Genomic DNA, 24,180 nt, shown 5'->3' on the forward strand with positions numbered 1-24,180 from the left:
CATTGAGATAGAAACTCACCAAGCTATGGCGCCGATCAGTCGGCGGCTGACGCAAAGCTTGCCATGTGAAACGCCTGGATCTCAGCCGGATAGCGATAGGCGATGCCATAGGGGCAGGCATTGCGGTCAAGGCAGCCGCCGCTGCGGCACGGCTCGCCCTTCGCTCCTCGCACATGCGCCAGACAGGACTGGTAGGCGAATCCTTCCGTGGAATAGGCATCGACCGGACAGTATCTCAGGCAAGGTTTCTCGACACAGGTGTCGCAAAGGTGGATCGCCTTGCCCTGCTCCGGAAGCGCGATCTCGTCCTCGAACAGCAGCGCACCGCGATAGGCATGCCAAAGCCCGTATTGCGGATGCATGAGGATGCCGAGCGGCGACGGTTTTAAACCCTCGGCCCGCATCGCCCATTGCTGGAACGGAAGATAGGGTTTGTCGGAAGGCGAAACCGCACGGGCTTGGAATTCATTGGCCACGGCGCCAATGACCTGCCGCGACCAGTTGTCGAGCGGATCGGCGATTGTCCGTGGCTGGTTTTCGCGCCAGCGCAGGAAATGCGGCCAAGGTGCCGCCCCCGCCTGCCCCACCAGCAGCACGGACCTTGCTGGCGCGCCCGAGGTGCCATGTGGAGCATCCTCGTCGTCAGGGAACACAAAGCCGCCGCGCAGGATGAGGCCGTTGGCGCCAAGCGCGGCCGTGATCTCCTCGATCATGCCGCGACGCGCAATCATTCCTTCTTGACCGGATCGGAGAACGCGCTCCGCCAGACTTCCTTGTGGATGATGTTGGCGACTTTAGCCCCGCCTGATTCGGGCTCCTTTCAAGTGAAGGCGTCGGGCATCGACCCCTTCTTCTTGGCGATGAAGTCCTTCAACGCTTCGTCGATGCTCGGATCGAGATGCGGCGCCTCGTAGCTTTCCAGCCAGCGGCGGGCGAGTTCGTTGGCGCGCTGCGGCGCAGTCTTCTCACCTTCGGCCAGCCACTGCTCGTAGGAATTGTTGTCGGCGATGTTGGAGCGATAGAAGGCGGTCTGGAAATTGGCCTGGGTGTGGTCGCAGCCGAGATAGTGGCTGCCCGGGCCGACCTGGCGGATGGCGTCCATCGCCTGGCCGTTTTCCGACAGGTCGACACCCTCTGAGAATTTCTGCGTCATGCCGAGCTGGTCGATGTCCATCATGAATTTCTCGTAGCAGGACGCCAACCCCCCCTCGAGCCAACCGGCCGAATGCAGCACGAAATTGGTGCCGGCCAGGATGGTCGAGTTCAGCGTGTTGGCGCTTTCATAGGCCGCCTGAGCATCCGGAACCTTCGACGCGCAGAGCGAGCCGCCGGTGCGGAACGGCAGGCCGAGACGGCGCGCCAGCTGTGCGGCGCCATAAGACACCAGCGACGGCTCCGGCGTGCCGAAGGTCGGCGCGCCCGACTGCATCGAGATCGACGAAGCGAAGGTGCCGAACAGCACCGGCGCGCCCGGCCGGATCAGCTGCGTGAACGAGGCGCCGGCCAGCACTTCGGCCAGGACCTGCGTCAGCGTGCCGGCCACCGTCACCGGGCTCATCGCGCCGGCAAGGATGAACGGCGTGACGATGCAAGCCTGGTTGTGGCGCGCATAGACTTTCAAAGCGCCGAGCATGGTCTCGTCGAACACCATCGGCGAGTTGGCGTTGATCAGACTGGTCAGCACCGTGTTGTTCTCGACGAAATCGTCGCCGAACACGATCTTGGCCATGGCGACGGTGTCTTCGGCGCGCTCCGGCGCGGTCACCGAGCCCATGAACGGCTTGTCGGAATATTTGATGTGGCTGTAGATCATGTCGAGGTGGCGCTTGTTGACCGGCACATCGACCGGCTCGCACACCGTGCCGCCCGAATGGTGGATCGACGGCGCCATATAGGCGAGCTTCACGAAATTCTGGAAATCCTCGATCGTCGCGTAACGCCTGACGCCATCGAGGTCACGCACGAAGGGCGGACCGTAGACCGGCGCAAAAACGGTGGCATTGCCGCCGATCTGCACCGAACGCTCGGAATTGCGGGCGTGCTGGGTGTAGACGGACGGCGCGGTCTTGAGCAGCGAACGGCACAGCCCCTTCGGAAAGTGCACGCGCTCGCCCTTGACGTCGGCGCCGGCCTCTTTCCACAGTTGCAACGCCTCCGCGTCGTCGCGGAAGATGATGCCGATCTCCTCGAGCACCGTATCGGTGTTCTTCTCGATCAGCGCCAGGCCTTCCTCGTCCAGCACCTCATAAACGTTGATCTTGCGCTTGATGTAGGTGAGCTGCGTGCCCGGGCCACCGCCTGAACGTGCTGCCCGCCGGGCTGCTGCCCCGCCACTGGCGCCACGCCCACGTCGCGCGTTTGACGCTTCCTGATCGACTGCCGCGTGTTCGCTCATGGTGGTTCTTCCCTGAAACTGTTCTTGTCTGGAATCCATAGCGGCTGCCTCGCCGCTTCTTGCCAGATCGTAGCCATGCACCCTATTCGAAACGGCCCGCCAGCGCCAACGCCTGTCGCAAAATCGACAAGAATTCCAAGAGAGTTACGGTCGCTTTCCTTTTGCGGGAAGTCGCAAATCAGCTATGGATACATGCCCTCAGCGGGTTAGGTATGAACGCGAAGATGTGTGCCTTGCGACATGGTCGCGATGCCGGCAGGAGCTCGATACAAATGTCCGACGACGAGATCATCCTTTCCGAACTTTCCGACGACGAGTTGGTGCAGCAGATGCACGACGATCTCTATGACGGGCTGAAGGAAGAGATCGAGGAAGGCACCAACATCCTGCTCGAGCGCGGCTGGGTGCCCTACAAGGTGCTGACGGAAGCGCTGGTCGAAGGCATGCGCATCGTCGGCGAGGATTTTCGCGACGGCATCCTGTTCGTTCCCGAAGTGCTGCTGTCGGCCAATGCGATGAAGGCCGGCATGTTCATCCTGCGTCCGCTGCTCGCCGCCACCGGCGCGCCGAAGCAGGGCAAGATGGTCATCGGCACCGTCAAGGGCGACATCCACGACATCGGCAAGAACCTCGTCGGCATGATGATGGAAGGTGCTGGTTTCGACGTCATCGATCTCGGCATCAACAATGCGGTCGAGAAATATCTCGATGCGATCGAACAGCACCAGCCCGACATCATCGGCATGTCGGCACTGCTGACCACGACCATGCCCTATATGAAGGTCGTCATCGACACGATGAAGGAAAAGGGCATCCGCGACGATTATGTCGTGCTGGTCGGCGGCGCGCCGCTGAACGAGGAATTCGGCAAGGCCGTCGGCGCCGATGCCTATTGCCGCGACGCGGCAGTGGCGGTCGAGACCGCCAAGGACTTCATGAAGCGCAAGCACAATGTGCGCGCTTCGGCCTGATTGGTCATTTCGGCCGGACAACAGGAAGCCGCGCCTTGCAGCGCGGCTTTTTTGTTCCCAGATGAAGAAGTACGGGCGCGGATCAGGGATTGTTGACGGTGTCCTCGACCGCATTGGCGGTTGATTTGACGTCCTTGCCGACGCCTCGGACGGTGTTCGCACAAGCCGTGAGGGCCAGGGCGCAGGTCAAGATGGCAATTGGCGTGATGCGTAGCAGTTTCATGGACGGTGTCTCCCTCAATAGATAAATTAGCGCTACAGCAACGAAGGCCGGCTCGACGGGTTCCATGGCCAAGACGCAAAAAACGAAACCGAATCAAGACGACAGGCTGCTCGTTATCGCCTGTGGGATGATTGCGCGCGAAATTCTGGCCGTCAAGGAACAGCTCGGACTGGATCACCTCGACCTGACCTGCCTGCCGGCAGAATTCCATTTCTATCCGGACCGCATCGCCCCGGCCATGGACAAGGCAATCGAAAAGGCCAAGGCCGAAGGCTACAGCAACATCTTCGTCGGCTATGCCGACTGCGGCACCGGCGGCCTGCTCGACCGCATCTGCGAGAAGCACGGCGTCGAGCGCATGGCGGGCCCGCACTGCTTTGCCTTCTATCAAGGCATGGAGGCCTATGCGAAAGTCGCCGACGACGACATGATGTCCTTCTACATGACCGACTTCCTCTGCCGGCAGTTCGACGCCTTCTTCATGAAACCGCTCGGCCTCGACAAGCACCCGGAGTTGATCAAGGACTATTTCGGCAACTACGAGAAGCTGATCTATCTGGCCCAGACCAATGATCCGGAACTCGACAAGGTCGCCGAAAAGGCAGCCAGAATGCTTGGTCTCGTCTATGAACGCCGCGCAACCGGCTATGGCGACCTGACGGCCGGAATGGCGCAGGCGGCAGCACACGCCTGAAGCAATTCCTGACCCCGCCATGCTCTAACCCTGGGTGACAGGCCGCCGAGAACAGGTAAGTTGTGCGCCACAAGGCAACAGGCCCTCCAGCCATTCGAACGTGGAAACGCACCGATGACCCCTCGCCTCTTGATAGCCGCACTCGGTCTCCTCTGTTTCGCCCTGCCCGCTCATGCCGATGGCGACGTACAGAAACTCATCACCCCGGCCGACAAGAAGCGGCTCGACAATTATGGCGAGACGCGCAAGGCGGCGCTTGCCGAGGCGAAAGCTGGAGATGCGGCCGAGGTCAAGCAACTCGACGCCTTGCTGGCAAAACCGCTGGTGGCCTTTTCCGACAAGGACCTGACCGGCAGTTGGCGGTGCCGCACCATCAAGGCCGGCGGTTCTTTGCCGCTCGTCATCTATGGCTGGTTCAAGTGCAAGGTCACCGACGACGGTTCCGGCTGGCGGCTGGAAAAGATCAGCGGCTCGCAGCGCACCAAGGGCCGTTTCTTCGACGATGGCGAGAAACGCGCGATCTATCTCGGTTCCTTCTATGTCAACGATGATCCGGCAAAGCCCTATGGCAGCGGCCCGCAAACCGACCAGGTCGGCTATGCCTTCCGCAACAGCGCCAAGGAATGGCGCATCGAATTTCCGGCGCCCTACTACGAATCGAAGCTTGATATCATCGAATTCAAGCGCTGACCGTGTATCGAAGGCTGATCACCAAGGATTAACCCGGACGCCCTAGCATCCCGACAATTATCGAGAACGGGTTGCTTGGAGGGGGCAAGATCCATGGCAGCATCAGAATCCATTACGCGGATCGTGGTCGTCACCGGAGGCGGCCAGCATGTCTGGGCTATCGTCAACGCGATCACCGACCGCGTCGGCCCTGTCAGCGTCATCCTCGAAACGCCTGAATCCAAAAAGCAATTGCTTCGCGGCCGGGCTCGCCGCCAGGGCTGGATCTCCGCCATCGGCCAACTTGGCACGATGGTGCTCAGCAGACTGGGCAAACGGCTTCTCGCCAGCCATGCCGCCCGGCTGATTGCCGAGGAAAAGCTCGAGGTCGAGCCGCGGCGGGATCAGGAAATCATCCATGTCGCCTCAGCCAACGGGCCGGAATGCCTCGAAGCTATCAAGAAGATCCAGCCTGGCGTTGTCCTGCTTAACGGCTGCAGGCTGTTGTCGAAGGACATGCTTGCCCGGATGCCTTGCCCGGTGCTCAACTATCACGCCGGCATCACGCCGAAATACCGCGGCATGAACGGTGGCTACTGGGCGTTGACGTCAGGCGACCCGCAGAATTTCGGCACCACCGTTCATCTGGTCGATGCCGGCGTCGATACGGGCGCCGTGCTGAAACAGGTGCGCGGTCAACCGAAACGCGGCGACACCATCTCCAGCTACGCGTTGCGCCAGGCCGCGTTCTCGCGCGACATCTGCGTCGAGGCGGTCAGCGATGTTCTGGCCGGAAAAATCACCACCGTCGACCCCGGTCTGCCATCACAGCAATGGTATCATCCGACGATCTGGTTCTATCTCTGGACTGGCCTGAGAACCGGCATCTGGTAGCGCATTCCTCGTCAGGATCCGCATGCCGTGCGCCGGCTTTTCCGACGCCTCGAACCGGGCGCCGGCAGACGCCGGAAACGAATAATCACACCTTTCATTTTACGACATCCAAATGCGTCGCTTTTGAATGCGCGCGCGTCGTCCCATAACAAGCGGCCCCACTGCGCTTCCGGCAATGCTCGCAGAACGAGGAGTGAGAATTCATGGCCGATCTGATCGTCGTCTACTGGCGCGACATCCCAGCCCAAATCATCGTCAAGAAGGGCCGGCAGAACGCCAAGCGCGAGCTGCCGCTGCGCTTCACCGAAGCGATCGACATGTGCGCGATGCGCACTGGCGCCGGCGGCACCGACGATTATCTGGCCGAATGGCGCAAGGCCGATCCCGTTCCGGTCGGCGATGACCTCGAAGCCGAGGTCGAGAAGGCATTCAACGATATCGACACGAAATACGACCGCGAGCGGCTGGTTGCCCTGGTCAAGGCAGGCGGCAAAGAAAATGTCTGAAACCATTCCTGCCAAGGATGGCCAAAGGGTTGTCCAGCCGGTTACCCAGGCCACTCTGGTCAAAAAGGCAGCGCCGAAATCCGACTACAAGCCGGCCGACGTATCGCCGCAGCGGCGCGTGCAGCGTTCCTTTGCGGTCAGATTATGGTCTGTGCGGCACTCACGATTACTCGAATGGTTCTACGCCAAATTCGCCGACATGTTCCTGCTTCTCCATCCCTTGTGGAAGGGCATAGGTTACGGCCGCGTCGAAGGGCCGATCAAATTTGTCGAGAAGCGGGTCAAGGGCTTCATGTTCGACTGCCGCATGTGCGGCCAGTGCATATTGTCCTCGACAGGCATGTCGTGCCCGATGAACTGCCCCAAGCAATTGCGCAACGGTCCTTGCGGCGGCGTCCGCGCCAACGGCAATTGCGAGGTCGAGCCCGATATGCCCTGCGTCTGGGTCAAGGCCTGGGAAGGCTCGCAGAACATGGTGCACAGCGACAGGATCCTGACCGTGCAGAAGCCGGTCGACCAGTCGCTGCGCGAAACCTCGGCCTGGCTGCGGGTGACCGCACAGGCGGCCACCGCACGAGAAGCGGCCGCTGCCGCCAAGAATGAGACGGCAAACACCGGGGCGTCGGCATGATCGGCCGCCAGCGCGACGAGAACCCGGCCGGCATCCACCTGCCGCTCGAACCCCTGCCCGGCCACACCTCGCGCGGCCGGCTGGAGCGCGTCCTGCGGCGCGGCGAGTTCGCCGTCACCACCGAGCTCAACCCGCCCGACAGCGCCGATCCGGAAGACGTCTATAACCGCGCCAAGATCTTCGACGGCTGGGTCGATGCCATCAACGCCGTCGACGCCTCGGGCGCCAATTGCCACATGTCGTCGGTCGGTATCTGCGCGCTTTTGACCCGCATGGGCTATGCGCCGATCATGCAGATCGCCTGCCGCGACAAGAACCGCATCGCCATCCAGGGCGACGTGCTGGGCGGGGCCGCGATGGGCGTCGCCAACATGCTGTGCCTGACCGGAGACGGTGTGCAGGCCGGCGACCAGCCCGGCGCCAAGCCGGTGTTCGACCTCGACTGCATGTCGCTGCTCGAGACCTGCCGTATCATGCGCGACAACGGCAAGTTTCTGTCCGGCCGCAAACTGACGACGCCGCCGCAGCTTTTCCTGGGTGCTGCGATCAATCCGTTCGCGCCGCCGATCGACTTCCGCCCGCATCGGCTGGGCAAGAAGATCGCCGCCGGCGCGCAGTTCGTGCAGAGCCAGTATTGCTTCGACGTGCCGATGTTCCGCACCTACATGCAAAAGGTGCGCGACCTCGGCTACACCGAAAAATGCTTCATCCTGGTTGGCGTCGGGCCGCTGGCCTCGGCCAAAACGGCCAAGTGGATCCGCTCGAACGTGCCGGGCATCCATATTCCCGATTCTGTCATCAAGCGGCTGGAAGGCGCCCAGGACCAGAAAAAGGAAGGCAAGCAACTCTGCATCGACATCATCAACGAGGTGAAGGAAATATCAGGCGTTTCCGGCGTCCATGTGATGGCCTACCGGCAGGAGGAATATGTCGCCGAGATCGTCGATGAATCGGGCGTGCTGAAGGGCCGCCAGCCGTGGAAACGTGAGATCCGCCGCGACGATCAGCTCGTCGCCGACCGGCTCGACAGCATCTTGCACGACGACATTACCGAAACGCAGGTGGACATGGTGAAGACCGCGCATTGACGGCGCGGACGGCCACCCATTCGCTTGAACGAAACCAGATAACGATATAAAGAAATCTTTATATCACGGCGGAGAGAATTCCATGACCCGTACCATCGTCGCCTCGGCGACACGAGAAATCATCATCGGCTTCGATCAGCCGTTCTGCGTGATCGGTGAACGCATCAACCCGACCGGCCGCAAGAAGCTGGCCGCCGAGATGATCGCGGGCAATTTCGACACCGTCATCCGGGACGCACTTGAGCAGGCAGCCTGCGGCGCCACCATGCTCGATGTCAACGCCGGCGTCACTTCGGTTAACCCGAACGAGACCGAACCCGGCCTTTTGGTGCAGACGCTGGAGATCGTGCAGGGGCTGGTCGACCTGCCGCTGTCGATCGACAGTTCCGTCACCGCCGCGATCGAAGCAGCACTCAAGGTCGCCAAGGGCCGTCCGCTGGTCAACTCCGTCACCGGCGAGGAAGAAAAGCTCGAAGCCATCCTGCCGCTGGTCAAGAAGTACAACGTGCCGGTCGTCGCCATCTCCAACGACGAGACGGGCATTTCAATGGATCCGGACGTGCGTTTCGCCGTCGCCAAGAAGATCGTCGAGCGCTGCGCCGATTTCGGCATTCCGGCGCATGACGTCGTCGTCGACCCGCTGGTGATGCCGATCGGCGCGCTGGGCGATGCCGGCCGCCAGGTCTTCGCGCTGCTGCGCCGCCTGCGTGAAGAGCTCAAGGTCAACACCACCTGTGGCCTGTCCAACATCTCGTTCGGCCTGCCGCATCGCCATGGCATCAACGCTGCCTTCATTCCGATGGTTATCGGCGCCGGCATGACCTCGGCGATCATGAACCCAGTGCGCCCGCAGGAAATGGAAGCCGTGCGCGGCGCCAATGTGCTGAACGGCACCGACGAGAACTGCACCAACTGGATCCGCACCTACAAGGACTACAAGCCGGCCGAAGGCGGCCAGGCGGTCGCCGCCCCGACGCAGGTCAATGCGCCGGGTGACGGCGCCGGCAATGGCGGCCGCCGCCGTGGCGGTCGTGAGGCCCGGATGGGTCGAGGATAGCGATTCAATATGGAATTTGATGATTTAATAGAAATATGAAAATATGGATTGTGCCTACTCATATTTCCATATAGACCCCTTCCGTAACTTGAAGGAGGTTTTGATGCAACGTATCGAAATTTCGGACGCTGACTACGAACGCCTAAAGGCGCTTGCCGAGCCGTTTGTTGACACTCCAGCCACGGTTATAGGGCGATTGCTCGATCGATATTCTGGCCATTCCGACCAAAAAAAGGGGACTGAAGCCAACCCGTTGCCGATGATGTTTACGGAGATCCCTCCTCTAACTCATGCGAAATTTTTGGATGGAAATCTGGACGGGAAGTCACCCGAAAAGAAGGCTTGGGACGCTTTCCTTGTGGTCGCTTTGAATGCGGCATTGGAAAAGCTGAATGATCTCGATGAGTTGAGAAAAGTATCCGGCGCCAACTTGAAAAATGGTAGAAAAGAAGACGAGGGTTACAAGTATCTCGCCGAAAAGAAATACTCGTACCAAGGGGTTTCAGCTGAAGATGCGATGAAAATAGTGCAGCGTCTTTGCAAGTATTTTGACTGGCGTTGTGATTTGGAATTCGAGTGGCGTGACAAGGAAGACGCGTTTTTTCCCGGAAAGCGAGCCCACATTCATCTGTATGGTAGCTTTGTGAACGGTGGCATCAGCTAGAAATGAATTCACCTGCCAACATCACCGACCCGCTCGTGCTGTTCATGCCGTCCGGCAAGCGCGGGCGTTTTCCTGTCGGCACGCCGGTGCTCGATGCCGCGCGCCAGCTCGGCGTCTACGTAGAAAGCGTCTGCGGCGGACGCGCCACCTGCGGGCGCTGCCAGATCGAAGTGCAGGAAGGCAATTTCGCCAAGCACAAGATCACCTCCTCCAACGACCACATCACGCCCAAGGGCGCCAAGGAAGAGCGCTATGAGCGCGTCCGCGGCCTGCCCGAACGGCGCCGCCTCTCCTGCTCGGCGCAGATCCTCGGTGACCTCGTCATCGACGTGCCGCAGGACACCGTCATCAACGCGCAGACCATCCGCAAGGATGCCGACACCAGAGTGATCGCCCGCGATGCGGCGATCCGCATGTGCTATGTCGAGATCGAAGAACCCGACATGCACAAGCCGCTTGGCGATCTCGACCGGCTGAAGATCGCGCTGATGCACGACTGGGGCCTGAAAAGCCTTGATTTCGATTTTCATCTGCTGCCGCAGGTGCAAGGCATCCTGCGCAAGGGCAACTGGACCGCGACCGCCGCCATCTACAAGGATGCCGATTCGGAGACCGCGCGCGTCGTGGCGCTGTGGCCGGGCCTCAAGAACGAAGCCTATGGGCTGGCTTGCGACATCGGCTCGACCACCATTGCCATGCATCTGGTGTCGCTGCTGTCGGGCCGCGTCGCCGCCTCGTCGGGCACCTCGAACCCGCAGATCCGCTTCGGCGAGGATCTGATGAGCCGCGTCTCCTATGTGATGATGAATCCTGACGGCCGCGAAGGCATGACGGTCGCCGTGCGTGAGGCCATCTCGGGTCTCGTCGACAAGGTCTGCGCCGAAGGCAATGTCCAGCGCAACGACATCCTGGACAGCGTCTTCGTCGGCAATCCGATCATGCACCATCTGTTCCTCGGCATCGATCCGACCGAGCTTGGCGGCGCGCCCTTTGCGCTGGCTGTCTCAGGTGCGGTGCATATCAAGGCATCCGACATCGGCCTGAAGCTCAACCAGGGCGCCAGGCTCTACATGCTGCCTTGCATCGCCGGCCATGTCGGAGCGGACGCGGCGGCGGTGACGCTGTCGGAAGGCCCGCATCGCCAGGACGAGATGATGCTTATCGTCGATGTCGGCACCAATGCCGAGATCGTGCTCGGCAATCGTGCGCGGGTCGTGGCCGCTTCTTCGCCCACCGGCCCTGCCTTCGAGGGTGCCGAAATCTCAGGCGGCCAGCGCGCAGCACCGGGCGCCATCGAGCGCGTGCGCATCGATCCCGATACGCTTGAACCAAAATACCGCGTCATCGGCTCTGAGCTGTGGTCCGACGAACCGGGCTTCCTGGAAAGCGTCCAGGCGACCGGCGTCACCGGCATATGCGGCTCCGGCATCATCGAAGTGGTGGCGGAGATGTATCTCGCCGGCATCATTTCCGAGGATGGCGTCATCGACGGCGGGCTTTCGGCCCGTTCTCCGCGCGTCACCGCCAACGGCCGCACCTTCTCCTATGTGCTGAAGGAAGGCTCCGCCGCATTGACGGAAGATGGGCCGAAGATCACCATCACCCAGACCGATGTACGCGCCATTCAGCTTGCCAAGGCAGCGCTTTATGCCGGCACCAAGCTGTTGATGGAAAAGCAGAACACCGAGCATGTCGACCGCATCCATTTCGCCGGCGCCTTCGGTTCCTTCATCGATCCGAAATACGCCATGGTGCTCGGGCTGATCCCGGATTGCGACCTCGACAAGGTCTCGGCCGTCGGCAACGCCGCAGGTGCCGGCGCCCGCATGGCGCTGCTCAATCGCGGCTACCGCCGCGAGATCGAGGACACGGTCAGCAAGATCGAGAAGATCGAGACGGCCCTGGAACCGAAATTCCAGGAGCATTTCGTCTACGCCATGGCGCTGCCCAACAAGGTCGATCCGTTCCCGAAGCTGTCGGCAGCGGTGAAACTGCCGCCGCGCAAGACGGTCAGCGAGGACGGCGTTGCCGGCGACGCCGCTCCGCGACGGCGTTCGCGCGAAGGCCACGCCGCCAGGCGTGGACGGGAATAAGCGGCCGCGCCCAGGTCACGGCCTTTCCAAACTCATTTGCATGCAAATGTTTCCGGATCGCCTGATCCGGAAACCAAAAAGCTGTTTTCGTGAAATTCGCCAGATACATGGCAGGCGCATTCAACCGGCATCGAATGGCAGGCTGGAGATATCTTTCCAGCCGCCGCAACGCTCCAGAGGAGACAACGATGTCAATGCTCGAAAACCTCGGCCGCTATGGCACGGCCATCAAGAATGCTCACGACCGCAGCAAGGCGCGACGCCTGTTGAACAGCCTGCCGCCCGAAATCCAGAAGGATATCGGCTGGCCGGTATCGCCGCGATCCAGCGAAAAGGCCGCACTTATCAACACGATCTGGAGCGCCGCGCGCTGATGACCTTCGCCAACAAATGCAAATTGCTCGGTATGCGCCGGGAATCTCGCATGTCCCCGGCGACCACCAGCAACCGGCTGCGTGCCGCACTTTTGCCGCGCCGCTGAGCACCGCGGCGCGGATCACACCAGCGTGTAGACAAAGCCTAAATCTTGACATTTTCGGCCACGGCACAATCTTCCGATTAGGGGGTTCTCTTAGTCGGCTTTGGCCGAAGTTCGTGTATCCGCATGCCAAGTTTGAAAAGCCATGTCGTGTCTTTTGTCCTGCGGCACAGCCGCAAGCAGGCATTTGCCAGTCCGGAAAATTTGCAGCGCTGGATCGCGGCCGCGCGCAAGACCGAGAACCACCGCCCGCCCGCCTCGTTGCATCAGCGTCTCGACATCGAGATGCATACGGTCGATGGCTTCCCCGTCTACGAAATCGCACCCAGGACCGGCGAGCAGAAGCGGATTCTCTACTTGCACGGCGGTGCCTATGTCTTTGAAATCACACCCTATCATTGGCACCTGATCGCCGAGATGGCGGATCGGCTGGGCTACGGGATCACGGTGCCGATCTATCCAATCGCTCCCGAACACGATTTCCATGCCATGTTCGGAATGGTTGGCGATGTCTACCGGCAGATGCTCGCCGAGACGGAAGCCGAAGACATCGTCTTCATGGGCGATTCCGCCGGCGGCAATATGGCTGTGGTGCTGACCATGATGGTCGCCGAAGAAGGACTGCCCCTGCCGTCGCGGCATGTGCTCATTTCGCCGGGTCTCGACGTGTCGCTCACCAACCCCGCAGTGTTCGAGGCGGAACGCAACGACCCTTGGCTGGGCATAGCTGGCGGAAGGGAGGCGATTCGCCTGTACAGTGCCGGCATCGATCCCAGCGACTGGCACATCAGCCCGGTCTATGGAGATCTGTCAGTGCTGCCAAGAACGCTGCTTTTGACCGGCTCGCGCGATCTTTTGACTCCCGACAATCTGATCTTCGCCGAAAAAGCCCGCGCAGCCGGCGTTGAAATCGATCTTGTCTATGAGGAAGGCATGTTCCACGTCTGGCCGTTGATCGACATGCCGGAAGCCCGGCGCGCCCGCGAGCGCATCGTCGCCTTTCTCGGGGAGAGCCGGATCGTGCACGATACGAGAGTAAGGCCTGAACAGCGCCCCGCCGAAGCGGCGGAGTAGCTTTATACTATCGTCCTTACCAGCCGGTCAGAACTTGCCGGTTTCCCGGAAGACTTCGAAAGTCGCGCGGATGTGGTCGGCAACGGCCTTGACCGGGGCACTGGCATCCGGCGCCACCACCATCGCCAGATTGTAGGTCCCGATGTCGGGCATGCCGTCCTTCGGGCAGAGTTCGACCATGTCATTGCCGAGGAACGACTTCGGCAATGGCGCCACGGCGAGATCGGACATGATCGCGGCGCGCTGGCCGGCCGTGTGCGCGCTCATATAGGCGATGCGGTAATTGCGGCCTTCGCGGCCAAGCGCATCGAGCGCGCCGGCACGCCAGGCGCAGCCCTCTTCCCAAAGCGACACCGGCAAGGGCTCGCGCAGATGCGCTGAGCCGCCCTTGGCACCGGCCCAGACGATCGGCTCGGTGAGCAGCACCTCGGCGCCGAGCGCGCTGGTCTTGTAGGAATTGGTCAACAGCGTGATGTCGAGCGCCCGGTCGTCCATGCGCCGGCGCAGATTGCTGCTCTGGTCTATGGTGACGTCGACGGCGATCGACGGATGCGACTGCGCGAAACGCTTCAACACATGCGGCAGCACGCGCTCACCGTAATCGTCCGGCGAGCCAAGCCGCACCACACCGACAATCTCCGGAATAATAAACTTCGACACCACCTCGCGATTGATGGACAGCAGTCGGCGGGCATAGCCGAGCAGCATCTCGCCATCCGTCGTCAGCGACACCGAGCGGGCGTCGCGCGCGAACACCGAGCGGCCAAGAATGTCCTCCAGCTTCTTGATCTGCATGGAGACAGCCGACGGCGTGCGAAAGACGGCATTGGCGGCAGTGGTGAAGCTGCCGGTCTCGGCAATCGCCACAAACGTGCGCAAAACGTCGAGATCGAGCAGTGGCAGCGGATGATTGAGCGGGGCGTTCATGGCAACCGACCTTCAATTTTTCTGATACAAAACATCATTCCATTTCGTTTGATTGAACATCAGATTGGGAGGATAGTCAACTCCATCGAAGCAGGTAGCTGCCACAAGCAGCCATGAAACGACCTCGACACAGACCTGCATTCGACACGAAATGAAGTTGAAACAAACCCGCAGTAGCCAACTCGCTGTCTGGCACTAGCCAACCTAAAGGAGAAAGAGATGTCTATCCTGTCGTCCCTTGGTCGCATCGCGACCGAATTCAGCGCGGCGCGCGCCCGCTACCAGACTGAACGCGCTATCCGCTCCCTGCCGATCGAACTGCAGAAGGACATCGGCTGGCCTGAAGCTTCCGATACCAAGACCGGTACTCGCAACGGCGTCGGATCCTGGGCTGGAGCAAAGTAGATCGTGTGTACCATGTGCTGAAGGCCTGCCGCGCAAACCGCCCGGCAGGCCTTCTCTATTTTATTTGCACTCAAATGAATTTTTAGAGCCATGTTTCCAGCGCATGACGCATATGAGAAAGCCGCATAGCAGCTCCTGTTCCAATTAACGCCTTGTAAATAATAGCAAATTTTGGGCACTTTGCCCAAATTTGTCGCAATCCATGTCGCATTTCATATCAAGCGCTTCGCTTTTGCGATTTAGTTTCTGCTTACACAAGCCTATATCAGCGCCAGCAAACGAGCTGCCCCACTCCATCAAGCGAAGGCGACCCGTCTGAGCAACAAATGGAGATGATTATGAAGCTTTTTGCACGCCTCTTTGCCCGCCGCGAAATGAACCTGACCACCGCCCTCGAGCGTCAGCGTCTCGCCAACACCATGCCCGGCCAGACCGGCGCCATGAATGCGGCCCGCCTCGGCTTCGTCGCCTGAAGATTTTTAGGGGCAGCGCATCCCTGCCGCTGCTTTAAAACTGTAACGCCGCCTGGCTCCAGCCAAGGCGGCGTTTTTGTTTTGCGCGCAGGCAGTACGTTGCCCGTCCCTTGAACAGTTCGTGCCACTTCCAGGGCTCGCTGCACGCCGATTGCCCGTTTGCGACCCATGTCGCAAATTTAATCTCGTCGTAGCGGCGTAGCCGATTGACAGACATGGTTTTTCCTGATGTCGCTATGCTATTCGCGACATCCTGTTCGCGCCATGGCTGTGTGAGGTTCCCTTGAACGCCGTAAAGCATCCGATCAAGCGATCGTTTGTATTCTTCCTTATTCCCGATTTCACCATGATCGCTTTTGCGACCGCGCTCGACCCGTTGCGTTCGGCCAATCGCATGCTCGGCTACGAGGCCTATCGCTGGCGCCTCGCCAGCATCGACGGCAAGCCGGTGCGCGCCTCGAACGGGGTCGAATGCGCGGTCAACACCTCGCTCGAGGACGAGCGCAAGAAGATGGCAGGCCCCGACCGGCCGAACATGGCCATCGTCTGCAGCGGCATCAATGTCGAGCGCTACCAGAACAAGTCCGCCTTCGCCTGGCTGCGCGAGGAATACAATCGCGGCGTCGCCGTCGGCGGCCTGTGCACCGGCGCGCATATCCTCGCCGCCGCCGGCCTGCTGTCCAACAAGCGCTGCGCCATCCACTGGGAGAACCTGCCGGGCTTTTCCGAAGCGTTCCCGAAGGCCAACGTCTTTGCCGACCTCTTCGAGATCGACCAGAACATCTACACCTGCGCCGGTGGCACCGCCGCACTCGACATGATGCTGAAGCTGATCGGCGACGACTTTGACGAGAACCTCGTCAACCGCGTCTGCGAGCAGGTGCTGACCGACCGCGTGCGCAGCCCCACCGACCGCCAGCGCCTGCCACTTCGCGCCCGCCTCGGCGTCCAGAACTCGAAAGTGCTGACCATCATCGAACTGATGGAGGGCAATCTGTCGGAGCCGCTGTCACTGATCGAGATCGCCGACCATGTCGACCTGTCGCGCCGCCAGATCGAACGGCTGTTCCGCACCGAGATGGGGCGCTCCCCTGCCCGCTACTATCTGGAAATCCGGCTCGACCGCGCCAGGCATCTGCTAATCCAGTCGTCGATGCCGGTGGTCGAGGTGGCGGTCGCCTGCGGCTTCGTCTCGGCCTCGCATTTCTCCAAATGCTACCGAGAACTCTACGCCCGCTCGCCGCAGCAGGAGCGCGTCGACCGCAAGCAGCTGCTGGCAGCCTGATCCGACCCGTAACCGGTCTGCGCTCCGCCGCCTGAACCTCAGTAGTCGTCGCAGGTGCATTCCGCCGAGGAGATACGGTCGTTCCAGTCACTACCGCCCAAATTGCGGATCCTGCGCGTGATCTCGATCGAGCGGCCGCCCATCCGAGAATCCTCATAGGCCACGAGCGTGCAGCCGCGGCGGACGATCACCGACGACACACGGTCATTCCAGAACTGGCCGCCACGAAAATTTACGGAATCCTCGGCACCCATGCCGATGGACCGCCCGCGAAAATTCCCGTTCTCGAACATGATGCAGGCAGCCTGGTTGTATTGGGCGCTGGCGACGTCGGCATAAAGCATGGACGCGACTGCGGTCAGAATGGCAAGACGTCTCATCGGTGTTTCCTCGGTTCGGCCGCACTCCTGGCTGGGTCATGCGGCCTGCCCAGTTTGCCACTGCTTCGGTAGCGGAGGCAAGACTAGAGCGTAAGCCCGAACAGATAGGCAGTGGGAGCCGGTTTGGCCAAAGATCACGCTCAACGGGGAACAGCTTAGCGGCTGTCGAACATCCAGCTGCGGTTTCGCCACATTTTCTCGCCGACGAGACAGTCGGTGGTGGACCTCTCCTGCGCCAATATCACCGGCGGATGCGCGGCCTCTTCCGCCGCCCATTGCGGCGAGGCCGGACCGGCGAGTTCCAGCACCAGTTTGCGACGAATGGCTTCGGGAAACTGCGTCCAGTCATTGACCGGGATCATGAAGGCTCCGGGGCCGCCAATGACGCAGTCGCTGTAGTAGCGATCGAGATTGCTGACGTCGTAGGCGCCGGGAAAACCGCCTCGCGTCATCAGCGGCAAGCCGTTGATGACGATGCCTTGCTTGATCAGCCCGTCGCGGATCAGGTTGACCGGCGCACCCTGGTTGTTGGGGCCGTCGCCCGAAATGTCGATGACCCGCTTCGTGCCCCGGTAGCCGCTTTCGGCGAACAGGTCGTTGCCGAACTCCAGCGCTCCGGAGATCGAGGTGCGCCGCGCGCTATTGGGCGGCTGCGCCGACAACTGCGCAACCACGCGCTCCGCGTCGGTGCGGCTGGCGATCACCGTCCACGGCACGATGACGCGCTGCCAGGTGGTGCCGGCCCATTCGACATAGGTGACGGCGATCTTGCCATAAGCGCCATCGGCAATGGCTTGCAGCACATTGTCGTGCGTCAGCGCCGCTGCGTAGCCATGACGCTGGATCTCGAGCTCGTCCGGTGACATCGACAACGAGACATCGACGGCCAGCACCAGCTCCACATCGACGGGCTCGTCAGCAAGGGACGCCGGCGCCAACCAAAGCGTCAGCGCGAACGCGGCACAGCCCGAAAGCAAATGTCTAGCACAGGCAAAAGCAGACATTCCGCAAGGGTAAGCCAAAACCGCCGGCTTAAAAAGAGAAAAGCCCGGCCGATGGCTAGGCTTTTGCCTTCATGCCCTTTGCGCCTGCCTGCAATCAACTGCGCGGCTTCAAATTCTCCGGATCGTAGAGCGGCTTGTAGCCGACGGCGGCGACTTCGACTGGATAGGTCTCGCCGAAATACTCGATCGTGAGCTCGCGGCCTTCCTGGGCGTACGCCCACGGCAGATAGGCAAGACCGATATTCTTGCCGACGGTCGGCCCGTACGCCATCGACGTGGTGAAGGACCGGCGGCCGAGTTCGTCGACCAGCGTTTCGCCGGTCTTCGGGTCCATCACCGGCATCGTGCCGACCGGATAGCGGGCCACGCCCTTCGCATCGACATTCTCGGTCATCACCAGCGTGCACAGCATGGCCGGCTGGTGCTCGCGGGCGCGATATTCGACATGCTTCGCCTTGCCGCAGAAATCGTTCTCCTTGACCTTCGGACGCGCAAGATCGGCTTCGAGCAGATTGTACTCGGTCAGAAGGTCGGCGTTCTGCAGCCGCAGGCTCTTTTCCATGCGGCGCGTGTTGGCATAGGTCTCAACGCCGAAGGGCATCACGCCGGTCGAGCGCAAGGCGTCCCAGACGGCCAGGCCGTCCTCGTAGCGCATATGCAGCTCCCAGCCCTGCTCGCCGACATAGGAGATGCGGAAAGCGGTGACATCCTTGCCGCCGATCCGGACCGGCTTGATTGCCGCGAATGGGAAGTTCTCAACAGAGAGCCCGTCCGGATTTTCGACGACCTTCTGCAAGGTCGCCCGGGCGTTCGGCCCCCAGATGCCGATGGTGACGTATTTTTCCGTCACGTCGGTGATGGTGACGTCGAAACCTTTGTCCTGTGCCGTGCGGCGCATGTACTGGAAGTCGCGCGGACCGGCGTCCGCGCCGTCGATCAAACGACAGCGGTCGGCCATGCGGATGACGGTAAAGTCGGCGCGCACCATGCCTTCCTCGTCGAGGAAGTGGGTGTAGATGCCCTTGCCGATGTTGTTGTCGCCGCCGATCTTGGCCGCGCACAGCCATTCCAGCAGCGCGACATGGTCGGGACCTTCGATGTCGTACATGGCGAAATGCGACAGGTTGACGATGCCGCAATCCTCGCTCATGGCGAGATGCTCGGCATTGGAGACGCGCCAGAAATGGCGGTTGTCCCACTCGTTCTCGCGCACCGGCACGCGGTTGCCGTATTTTTCCAGGAGATGCTCGTTGGCGGCATAGCCGTGGGCGCGCTCCCAGCCGCCGAGCTCCATGAAATAGCCGCCGAGTTCCTTCTCGCGTTCCCAGAACGGCGAGCGCCTGATGTTGCGGGCTTTGGAGAACGGCTCGCGCGGATGCACCGCCGGATTGTAGACCTTCATCGCCGTCTCGGTGCAGCGATCCCAGATGAATTGCTCCTTGGTCTGGTGCGGATAGAACCGTGCATAGTCGATGGCATGGTGATCGATTGCGGTGCGGCCGTCGGTCATCCAGTCGGCGATCAGCTTGCCCATGCCGGGACCATCCTTGACCCAGATGGCGACGGCATACCAAAGGCCCCGCACCTTCTGGCTTTCGCCCATGGACGGGCCGCCATCAGCCGTCACCTGGAGAAGCCCGTTGAAGGAATGGCTCTCGTTATAGCCGAGTTCGCCGAGGATCGGCGTCAGTTCCATGGCGCGTTCGAGCGGTGCCAGGATCTGCTCCATGTCGAGGTCGCGCTGTGAGGGCGAAAGCCGCGCCTGGTCCTTCTCCAGCAGGTCGCGCGGATGGCAAAGGCGCGGATTGGTCTCTTCGTAGTAACCCCACTCGATCTGCCCGCCCTCGGCGGTCTTTGGATCGCCGGTGTCGCGCATATAGGCCGAGTTGCCCTGGTCGCGCAGCAGCGGCCAGCCGATCTCCTTGCCCGTGCCGGCGAACTCGTTGTAGGGGCCGAAGAAGGTCAGCGGATGGTCGATCGGCATGACCGGCAGGTCCTCGCCGACCATTTCCGCGATCAGCCGGCCCCAGATCCCGGCGCAGACGATGACATAGTCGGCCTCAATGGTGCCGCGGTCCGTCACCACGCCTGATATGCGGCCGTCCTTGACGACAAGCGACCGAGCCGACGTGTTGGCGAAGGATTTGAGCTTGCCGGACGCTTCCGCCTGATCGACCAGCTTGCCGGCGACCGTCTGCGAGCGCGGGATGACCAGACCGGCATCGGGATCCCAAAGGCCACCCTGGACAATCGCTTCTTCGATGAGTGGAAATTTCTCCTTGATCTCGGCCGGCTCGATCAGGCGGGCGCGCGTGCCAAACGCCTTGGCCGAGGCGATCTTGCGCTTGATCTCCTCCATGCGGCCGTCGTCGCCGACGCGCGCGACCTCAAGGCCGCCGATGCGCGCGTAGTGGCCCATCTTCTCGTAGAAATCGATGGAGTAGAGCGTCGTCCAGCACGACAGGAAATCGTGGCTGGTCGTGTAGCAGAAGTCGGAGGCGTGCGCGGTCGAGCCGATATCGGTCGGGATGCCTGACTTGTCGATGCCGACAATGTCGTCCCATCCGCGTTCGATCAGATGATGGGCGATCGATGCGCCGACAATACCGCCCAGGCCGACAATGACGACCTTCGCCTTTTTCGGAAACTCTGCCATTTGCCCGCGACTCCAAAGTGATAAAGCGGGCGGACTATAGGGCGGAGCGATGGGCCTGATGAAGCCTGTTTGCGACATTGGCAAAAAGCCGAGCGACCAGACGGCAGAATGCTTCCCGTCGGACCCTTGGCGGTTCGCCTTCCAAGGTGAAGGCTATAACTCAGGCGAAGGCCCAGATGTCCTCGGCCTGGAAGCCGACCTGATAGCCGGAGGTCTTCAGCTTGACCACGACCTGGCCGATCTCGGCCGCGGGCAGCGCACCGACCTCGACCTTGATCATGCCGGGACGGTAGCGCTTGAGGTCGAGCTGTTCGAAGACGATCCAGTCGGCGCCCTCGCAATCGACGAGAAAGGCGTCGATATGGCTGATGCCGTTGCGGTCGAGCAGCGTCTGCAAGGTCTCGGATGGCACCTCGATGTCCCTGAGATGCGGCGCGAACTTGTTGAAGTTGATGTCGGCCTCGCCCCAGGCATTCTTGCCCGACATCAGATTGGTGTCGGTGACCGACGAGCAGCCGATGAACTCGATGGGCAACGTGCCGGCCTCGAGCGCGGCGGCATCGAAAGTGTGGACGGTGATCGTGCCCTTTGTCTTCGTCACCGCCACCGGCTCGATGATGAACCGGCTGGTGTCGGGGTAGTTGGCGCGCAGTCGTTTCTGATTGTACGGGATCGGCTCGACCAGCATCGCGCGTGCGCCAGCTATGCGGTGCAGCCACGGCGTCACATCGTCGAACAGCGCACCGTCGCAGGCACCGACATTGACCATCTGGAACGGTCGCCCTGCCTCACCAAATCGCGCCTTCAGCGCCGCCCTGGCCAGGAACTTCGTGCCGCGCAGCGACGGCCCGCGATCGAGAACACCCTTGGGAAGACCAAGCGACAGGGCAACGCGCGCCAGGCTGGATAGCGAACTCATGGCTTGTCTCCGGGAATGATTGGCAAGGGCGCGCGATTCTGGCCACGAGCCGCGGCTGCCCACAGCGCCATGAACGGCGTCGCCAGCAGCAGGAATGGCGGGATCAGATGCGGGAAATAGATGCGCGTGTCGTGGATCGGAAAGACGGTGAACTTCGCCAGCGCGCCGAGCACCAGTGCCGCAAACAGGATGCCGGCGCGGCGGTCGAGGCGGAAGCCGGCGCGGGCGGCGGCAAACCAGCCGGCCAGTGCCAGCACCGACACGCCGACCCAGCTGTTCAGGCTGACGGCGCGCAGCAGCGAGGCGGCAAACGCCCTGAGATAGGCGGTGACCGAGAATGGCGGTTCGAACCCGTCCATATTGTAATGCTGCTCAATGCTGGAGAACCACAAATGCGGCCACCAGCCTGGATGATGAGCCCAGTGCGAAATGGCGAAATAGGCGACGAAGGAAGCCGCAAAACCGGCCAGCGCGCCCCACGATTTCTGCCGGAAGGCGACCAGCAGCACGGCAAAAATGGCAAGAAAAACAATATTGTCTGGCCGCACCATGAAGGCGAGAAAGAGCAGGAGCGCCGTTGCCATCTCGCGACCGCGGACATAGGCGTAGAGCCCGCCGAGCAACAGCGCCGAACACAACAAATCCGGCGTCGAAGCGCGCGCCGCATCGCCGAAATCGGCCATGATCAGCACCGCGCCGACCACAGGCGCCAAGGCCAGCGCCCCTTCGGAGCGCAGCCACATCAGGGCGATCGCGCCGAACAATAGAACCGAGAACACCGAGACCAGGCGCATCGCCGCGACCGGCGACATCACCGCGCTCATCGTCGACAGGATCTCGGCATAGAGGAACTTGATCCGGTACATGCCGAGCAATGAATGGAAGTCGGCGGCATTCTCCGCCATGTGGCTGCGGAAGCCGCCGCCATCGTCGGTCAGCGCCTTGTAGTCACCGGCCGACACGCCCGATTTGACAGTGTTGTAGGCATAGTCATGCAGCGCCTGTGCATCGGGATAGGTGCCTTCCTCCGCTATGGCGAGATAGGGCAGCATGTCCCAATTGGCGTCGGGCATCACCCATGCCGTGAACGCCGTAAACAGCATGTAGAGCGCGAAGGCCGCCGCGCCGATCGGTGCCGCCAGCCGCGCATAAGTCCCCTCGCCCCACGCCAGACTGGCCTCGGTGAGCCGGTCGAGTGGGTTGTCTGGTGCGGGCGACCTGGTCAGCATTGTCGAACTCAGCGAGCTTCGTTTCTAACGGACTTGGCTTTTGACGAAGTCCTTGACGATCGACACGATGCCGCGCGACAGCAGACTGTCGAAGGCATCGACGAAGCGGTCGACATGCTCGCGCTGGCAGATCAACGGCGGCTCCAGCCGGATGACGTTGCGGTTGTACTCGGTGAAGGCGACCAGCACGTCGTAATCGCGCAGCAGCAGCGCGCCAACGAAGCCCGACAGCGAGCCCTTCAGCTTGTCGTCGAGCACGCTGACGATCGGCCGCAGCACCATCGGCAAGGTCTGCGAGAAGTCGTGGAACTCCAGGCCGACCATAAAACCCTTGCCGCGCACATCCTTGATGATCTTCGGGTACTTTTCCCTGAGCGCCTGCAGGCGCTGCAGCAAATAGTCGCCGGTGACGGCGGCATTGTCGATCAGCCCCTCGTCATAGAGCACGTTGAGCCCCTCGATCGAGGTGACGCAGGCCTCGCCCATGCCGCCGAAGGTCGCCATGGCATGGATCATCGCCGTTTTCGGCGTGCCATAGGCCTTCATGTAAACCTCGCGCCGCGAGATCATGGCTCCCACCGCCGCCTTGCCGGCGCCAAGCGACTTGGCCAGCGCGGTCACATCGGGAATGACGCCGTAATGCTCGAAGGCGTAGAAGCGGCCCGAACGGCCATAGCCGCACTGCACTTCGTCGGCGACCCACAGCACGCCATACTGGTCGCACAGTGCGCGCAGCTTCTGCCAATATTCGGCCGGCGCCTGAATGATGCCGCCACCGCCCTGGATGGTTTCAAGCACGATGACCCCGACCTCCGGGTCGGAGCGGAACAGGCGCTCGACCGCCTCGATGTCGGCGAACGGGATGCGGACCGTGTTTTCGGCCACCTTGAAGTCGGCGCGGTAAAGCTGGCCGTCTGTGATGCCCAGCACGCCCTTGGTCTTGCCGTGGAAGGAATTCTCGGCATAGACGATCTTCGGCCGCTTCGGACCGGCGGCGCGCTCGGCGAGCTTCACCGCCGCTTCCATCGCTTCCGAGCCGGACGAGCCCAAAAATACCATGTCGAGATCGCCGGGCGAGCATTTGGCGATGTTGTGCGCAAGTGCCGCCGCATATTGCGACATGAAGGCGATGGCGATTTCCTGGCGCTTCTCCTCCTGGAATTTCTTGCGTGCTTCCAGAATGCGCGGATGATTGTGGCCGAAGGCCAGCGAACCGAAGCCGCCGAAGAAGTCGAGGATCTTGCGGCCGTTCTGGTCGATGTAGAACATGCCTTCGGCACGCTCGATCTTGATCTTGTGGAAGCCGAGCAGCTTCATGAAGTGCAGCTGGCCGGGGTTGAGATGCGCCTTGAACAGGTCGGTCATGCGGGCAACGTCCATCGCCTTGGCCTGCTCGACGCTGATCAAATCGGGCTTGGCGATGGTGGCGGGCGACAGCGACGGCGCGCTGACCATGGTGCGCAAA

General features: G+C 61.6%; 25 protein-coding genes. 15 read left to right on the forward strand and 10 right to left on the reverse strand.

All coding sequences use genetic code 11. The features are described from left to right. Window positions 1-35: 35 nt before the first annotated feature. Together NP945_RS23290 and NP945_RS23295 are read right to left on the reverse strand one after the other, a co-directional pair. Window positions 36-731, reverse strand: a complete 696-nt coding sequence (locus NP945_RS23290; RefSeq protein ID WP_256747639.1) for a 4Fe-4S dicluster domain-containing protein — start codon at window positions 729-731, stop codon at window positions 36-38. 89 nt (window positions 732-820) lie between these two features. Then, window positions 821-2,395: a trimethylamine methyltransferase family protein gene (locus NP945_RS23295; protein ID WP_024501311.1), complete on the reverse strand. Its 1,575-nt coding sequence runs from the start codon at window positions 2,393-2,395 to the stop codon at window positions 821-823. A 272-nt stretch (window positions 2,396-2,667) separates the two neighbouring features. Between NP945_RS23295 and NP945_RS23300 the strand changes: the two genes are divergently transcribed. Then, window positions 2,668-3,366 carry a B12-binding domain-containing protein gene (locus NP945_RS23300; protein WP_027029468.1) on the forward strand — a complete coding sequence of 233 codons (699 nt, stop codon included), beginning with the start codon at window positions 2,668-2,670 and terminating at the stop codon, window positions 3,364-3,366. Window positions 3,367-3,448: 82 nt separating this feature from the next. On the opposite strand, the gene NP945_RS23305 is transcribed toward NP945_RS23300, so the two are convergent. After that, a complete protein-coding gene (locus NP945_RS23305; protein WP_023812312.1) occupies window positions 3,449-3,589 on the reverse strand; it encodes an entericidin A/B family lipoprotein in 141 nt (46 codons plus the stop codon). A 64-nt stretch (window positions 3,590-3,653) separates the two neighbouring features. On the opposite strand from NP945_RS23305, the gene NP945_RS23310 reads away from it, so the two are divergent. From NP945_RS23310 to NP945_RS23360, 11 genes are all read left to right on the forward strand, one after another. Continuing rightward, window positions 3,654-4,283: a DUF1638 domain-containing protein gene (locus NP945_RS23310; RefSeq protein ID WP_127317923.1), complete on the forward strand. Its 630-nt coding sequence runs from the start codon at window positions 3,654-3,656 to the stop codon at window positions 4,281-4,283. Between the two features lie 114 nt (window positions 4,284-4,397). Then, the gene (locus NP945_RS23315; RefSeq protein WP_127317921.1) at window positions 4,398-4,973 is read left to right on the forward strand and encodes a DUF4893 domain-containing protein; all 576 of its coding nucleotides are present in this window, start codon (window positions 4,398-4,400) and stop codon (window positions 4,971-4,973) included. A gap of 93 nt (window positions 4,974-5,066) precedes the next feature. Next, window positions 5,067-5,846 carry a formyl transferase gene (locus NP945_RS23320; protein WP_256747640.1) on the forward strand — a complete coding sequence of 260 codons (780 nt, stop codon included), beginning with the start codon at window positions 5,067-5,069 and terminating at the stop codon, window positions 5,844-5,846. Between the two features lie 203 nt (window positions 5,847-6,049). Further along, window positions 6,050-6,352, forward strand: coding sequence for a virulence factor (locus NP945_RS23325; protein WP_023812316.1), 303 nt, complete (start codon window positions 6,050-6,052; stop codon window positions 6,350-6,352). Beyond that, window positions 6,345-6,983: a methylenetetrahydrofolate reductase C-terminal domain-containing protein gene (locus NP945_RS23330; protein WP_127397519.1), complete on the forward strand. Its 639-nt coding sequence runs from the start codon at window positions 6,345-6,347 to the stop codon at window positions 6,981-6,983. Before NP945_RS23325 ends, NP945_RS23330 begins: the two co-directional genes overlap by 8 nt. Next, a complete protein-coding gene (locus NP945_RS23335; protein WP_013531168.1) occupies window positions 6,980-8,071 on the forward strand; it encodes a methylenetetrahydrofolate reductase in 1,092 nt (363 codons plus the stop codon). The genes NP945_RS23330 and NP945_RS23335 overlap by 4 nt, the downstream gene beginning before the upstream one ends. An 82-nt stretch (window positions 8,072-8,153) precedes the next feature. Next, window positions 8,154-9,128 (forward strand): methyltetrahydrofolate cobalamin methyltransferase, encoded by a 975-nt coding sequence (locus NP945_RS23340; protein WP_127271735.1) that lies wholly within the window; start codon window positions 8,154-8,156, stop codon window positions 9,126-9,128. A gap of 103 nt (window positions 9,129-9,231) precedes the next feature. Next, window positions 9,232-9,792 (forward strand): T4SS efffector SepA family protein, encoded by a 561-nt coding sequence (locus NP945_RS23345; RefSeq protein ID WP_127366739.1) that lies wholly within the window; start codon window positions 9,232-9,234, stop codon window positions 9,790-9,792. Window positions 9,793-9,794: 2 nt separating this feature from the next. After that, window positions 9,795-11,885 carry an ASKHA domain-containing protein gene (locus tag NP945_RS23350; protein ID WP_256747641.1) on the forward strand — a complete coding sequence of 697 codons (2,091 nt, stop codon included), beginning with the start codon at window positions 9,795-9,797 and terminating at the stop codon, window positions 11,883-11,885. A gap of 188 nt (window positions 11,886-12,073) precedes the next feature. Then, window positions 12,074-12,259: a hypothetical protein gene (locus NP945_RS23355; RefSeq protein ID WP_127271300.1), complete on the forward strand. Its 186-nt coding sequence runs from the start codon at window positions 12,074-12,076 to the stop codon at window positions 12,257-12,259. A 230-nt stretch (window positions 12,260-12,489) separates the two neighbouring features. Further along, window positions 12,490-13,437 carry an alpha/beta hydrolase gene (locus NP945_RS23360; protein ID WP_127317949.1) on the forward strand — a complete coding sequence of 316 codons (948 nt, stop codon included), beginning with the start codon at window positions 12,490-12,492 and terminating at the stop codon, window positions 13,435-13,437. A gap of 27 nt (window positions 13,438-13,464) precedes the next feature. Here the strand turns inward: NP945_RS23360 and NP945_RS23365 are convergent, their stop codons facing one another. Further along, on the reverse strand, window positions 13,465-14,364 hold the full coding sequence (locus NP945_RS23365) for a LysR substrate-binding domain-containing protein (RefSeq protein WP_127411553.1): 900 nt from the start codon (window positions 14,362-14,364) through the stop codon (window positions 13,465-13,467). Window positions 14,365-14,583: 219 nt separating this feature from the next. On the opposite strand from NP945_RS23365, the gene NP945_RS23370 reads away from it, so the two are divergent. The 3 genes from NP945_RS23370 to NP945_RS23380 all read left to right on the forward strand — a co-directional run bounded on the left by NP945_RS23370 (window position 14,584) and on the right by NP945_RS23380 (window position 16,527). Further along, window positions 14,584-14,769, forward strand: coding sequence for a hypothetical protein (locus NP945_RS23370; protein WP_032930657.1), 186 nt, complete (start codon window positions 14,584-14,586; stop codon window positions 14,767-14,769). A gap of 338 nt (window positions 14,770-15,107) precedes the next feature. Further along, window positions 15,108-15,242, forward strand: coding sequence for a hypothetical protein (locus NP945_RS23375; protein ID WP_013531161.1), 135 nt, complete (start codon window positions 15,108-15,110; stop codon window positions 15,240-15,242). A 346-nt stretch (window positions 15,243-15,588) separates the two neighbouring features. Next, on the forward strand, window positions 15,589-16,527 hold the full coding sequence (locus tag NP945_RS23380) for a GlxA family transcriptional regulator (RefSeq protein ID WP_348625597.1): 939 nt from the start codon (window positions 15,589-15,591) through the stop codon (window positions 16,525-16,527). 38 nt (window positions 16,528-16,565) lie between these two features. On the opposite strand, the gene NP945_RS23385 is transcribed toward NP945_RS23380, so the two are convergent. The 6 genes from NP945_RS23385 to NP945_RS23410 all read right to left on the reverse strand — a co-directional run bounded on the left by NP945_RS23385 (window position 16,566) and on the right by NP945_RS23410 (window position 24,170). Next, window positions 16,566-16,907 (reverse strand): peptidase inhibitor family I36 protein, encoded by a 342-nt coding sequence (locus NP945_RS23385; protein WP_256747642.1) that lies wholly within the window; start codon window positions 16,905-16,907, stop codon window positions 16,566-16,568. A 155-nt stretch (window positions 16,908-17,062) separates the two neighbouring features. Next, entirely contained in the window at window positions 17,063-17,911 is an 849-nt protein-coding gene (locus NP945_RS23390; RefSeq protein WP_256747643.1) for a DUF1194 domain-containing protein, read from the reverse strand. Between the two features lie 94 nt (window positions 17,912-18,005). After that, window positions 18,006-20,567: an FAD-dependent oxidoreductase gene (locus tag NP945_RS23395; protein WP_256747644.1), complete on the reverse strand. Its 2,562-nt coding sequence runs from the start codon at window positions 20,565-20,567 to the stop codon at window positions 18,006-18,008. Window positions 20,568-20,727: 160 nt separating this feature from the next. After that, window positions 20,728-21,486, reverse strand: a complete 759-nt coding sequence (locus NP945_RS23400; protein WP_256747645.1) for an FkbM family methyltransferase — start codon at window positions 21,484-21,486, stop codon at window positions 20,728-20,730. Further along, window positions 21,483-22,715, reverse strand: coding sequence for a glycosyltransferase 87 family protein (locus NP945_RS23405; RefSeq protein WP_256747646.1), 1,233 nt, complete (start codon window positions 22,713-22,715; stop codon window positions 21,483-21,485). Before NP945_RS23405 ends, NP945_RS23400 begins: the two co-directional genes overlap by 4 nt. Before the next feature lie 24 nt (window positions 22,716-22,739). After that, complete coding sequence (locus NP945_RS23410; RefSeq protein WP_256747695.1) at window positions 22,740-24,170, reverse strand: aspartate aminotransferase family protein; 1,431 nt, start codon at window positions 24,168-24,170, stop codon at window positions 22,740-22,742. Window positions 24,171-24,180 lie beyond the last annotated feature (10 nt).

Source organism: Mesorhizobium sp. LMG17149 (assembly GCF_024518695.1).
Classification (GTDB): Bacteria; Pseudomonadota; Alphaproteobacteria; order Rhizobiales; family Rhizobiaceae; genus Mesorhizobium.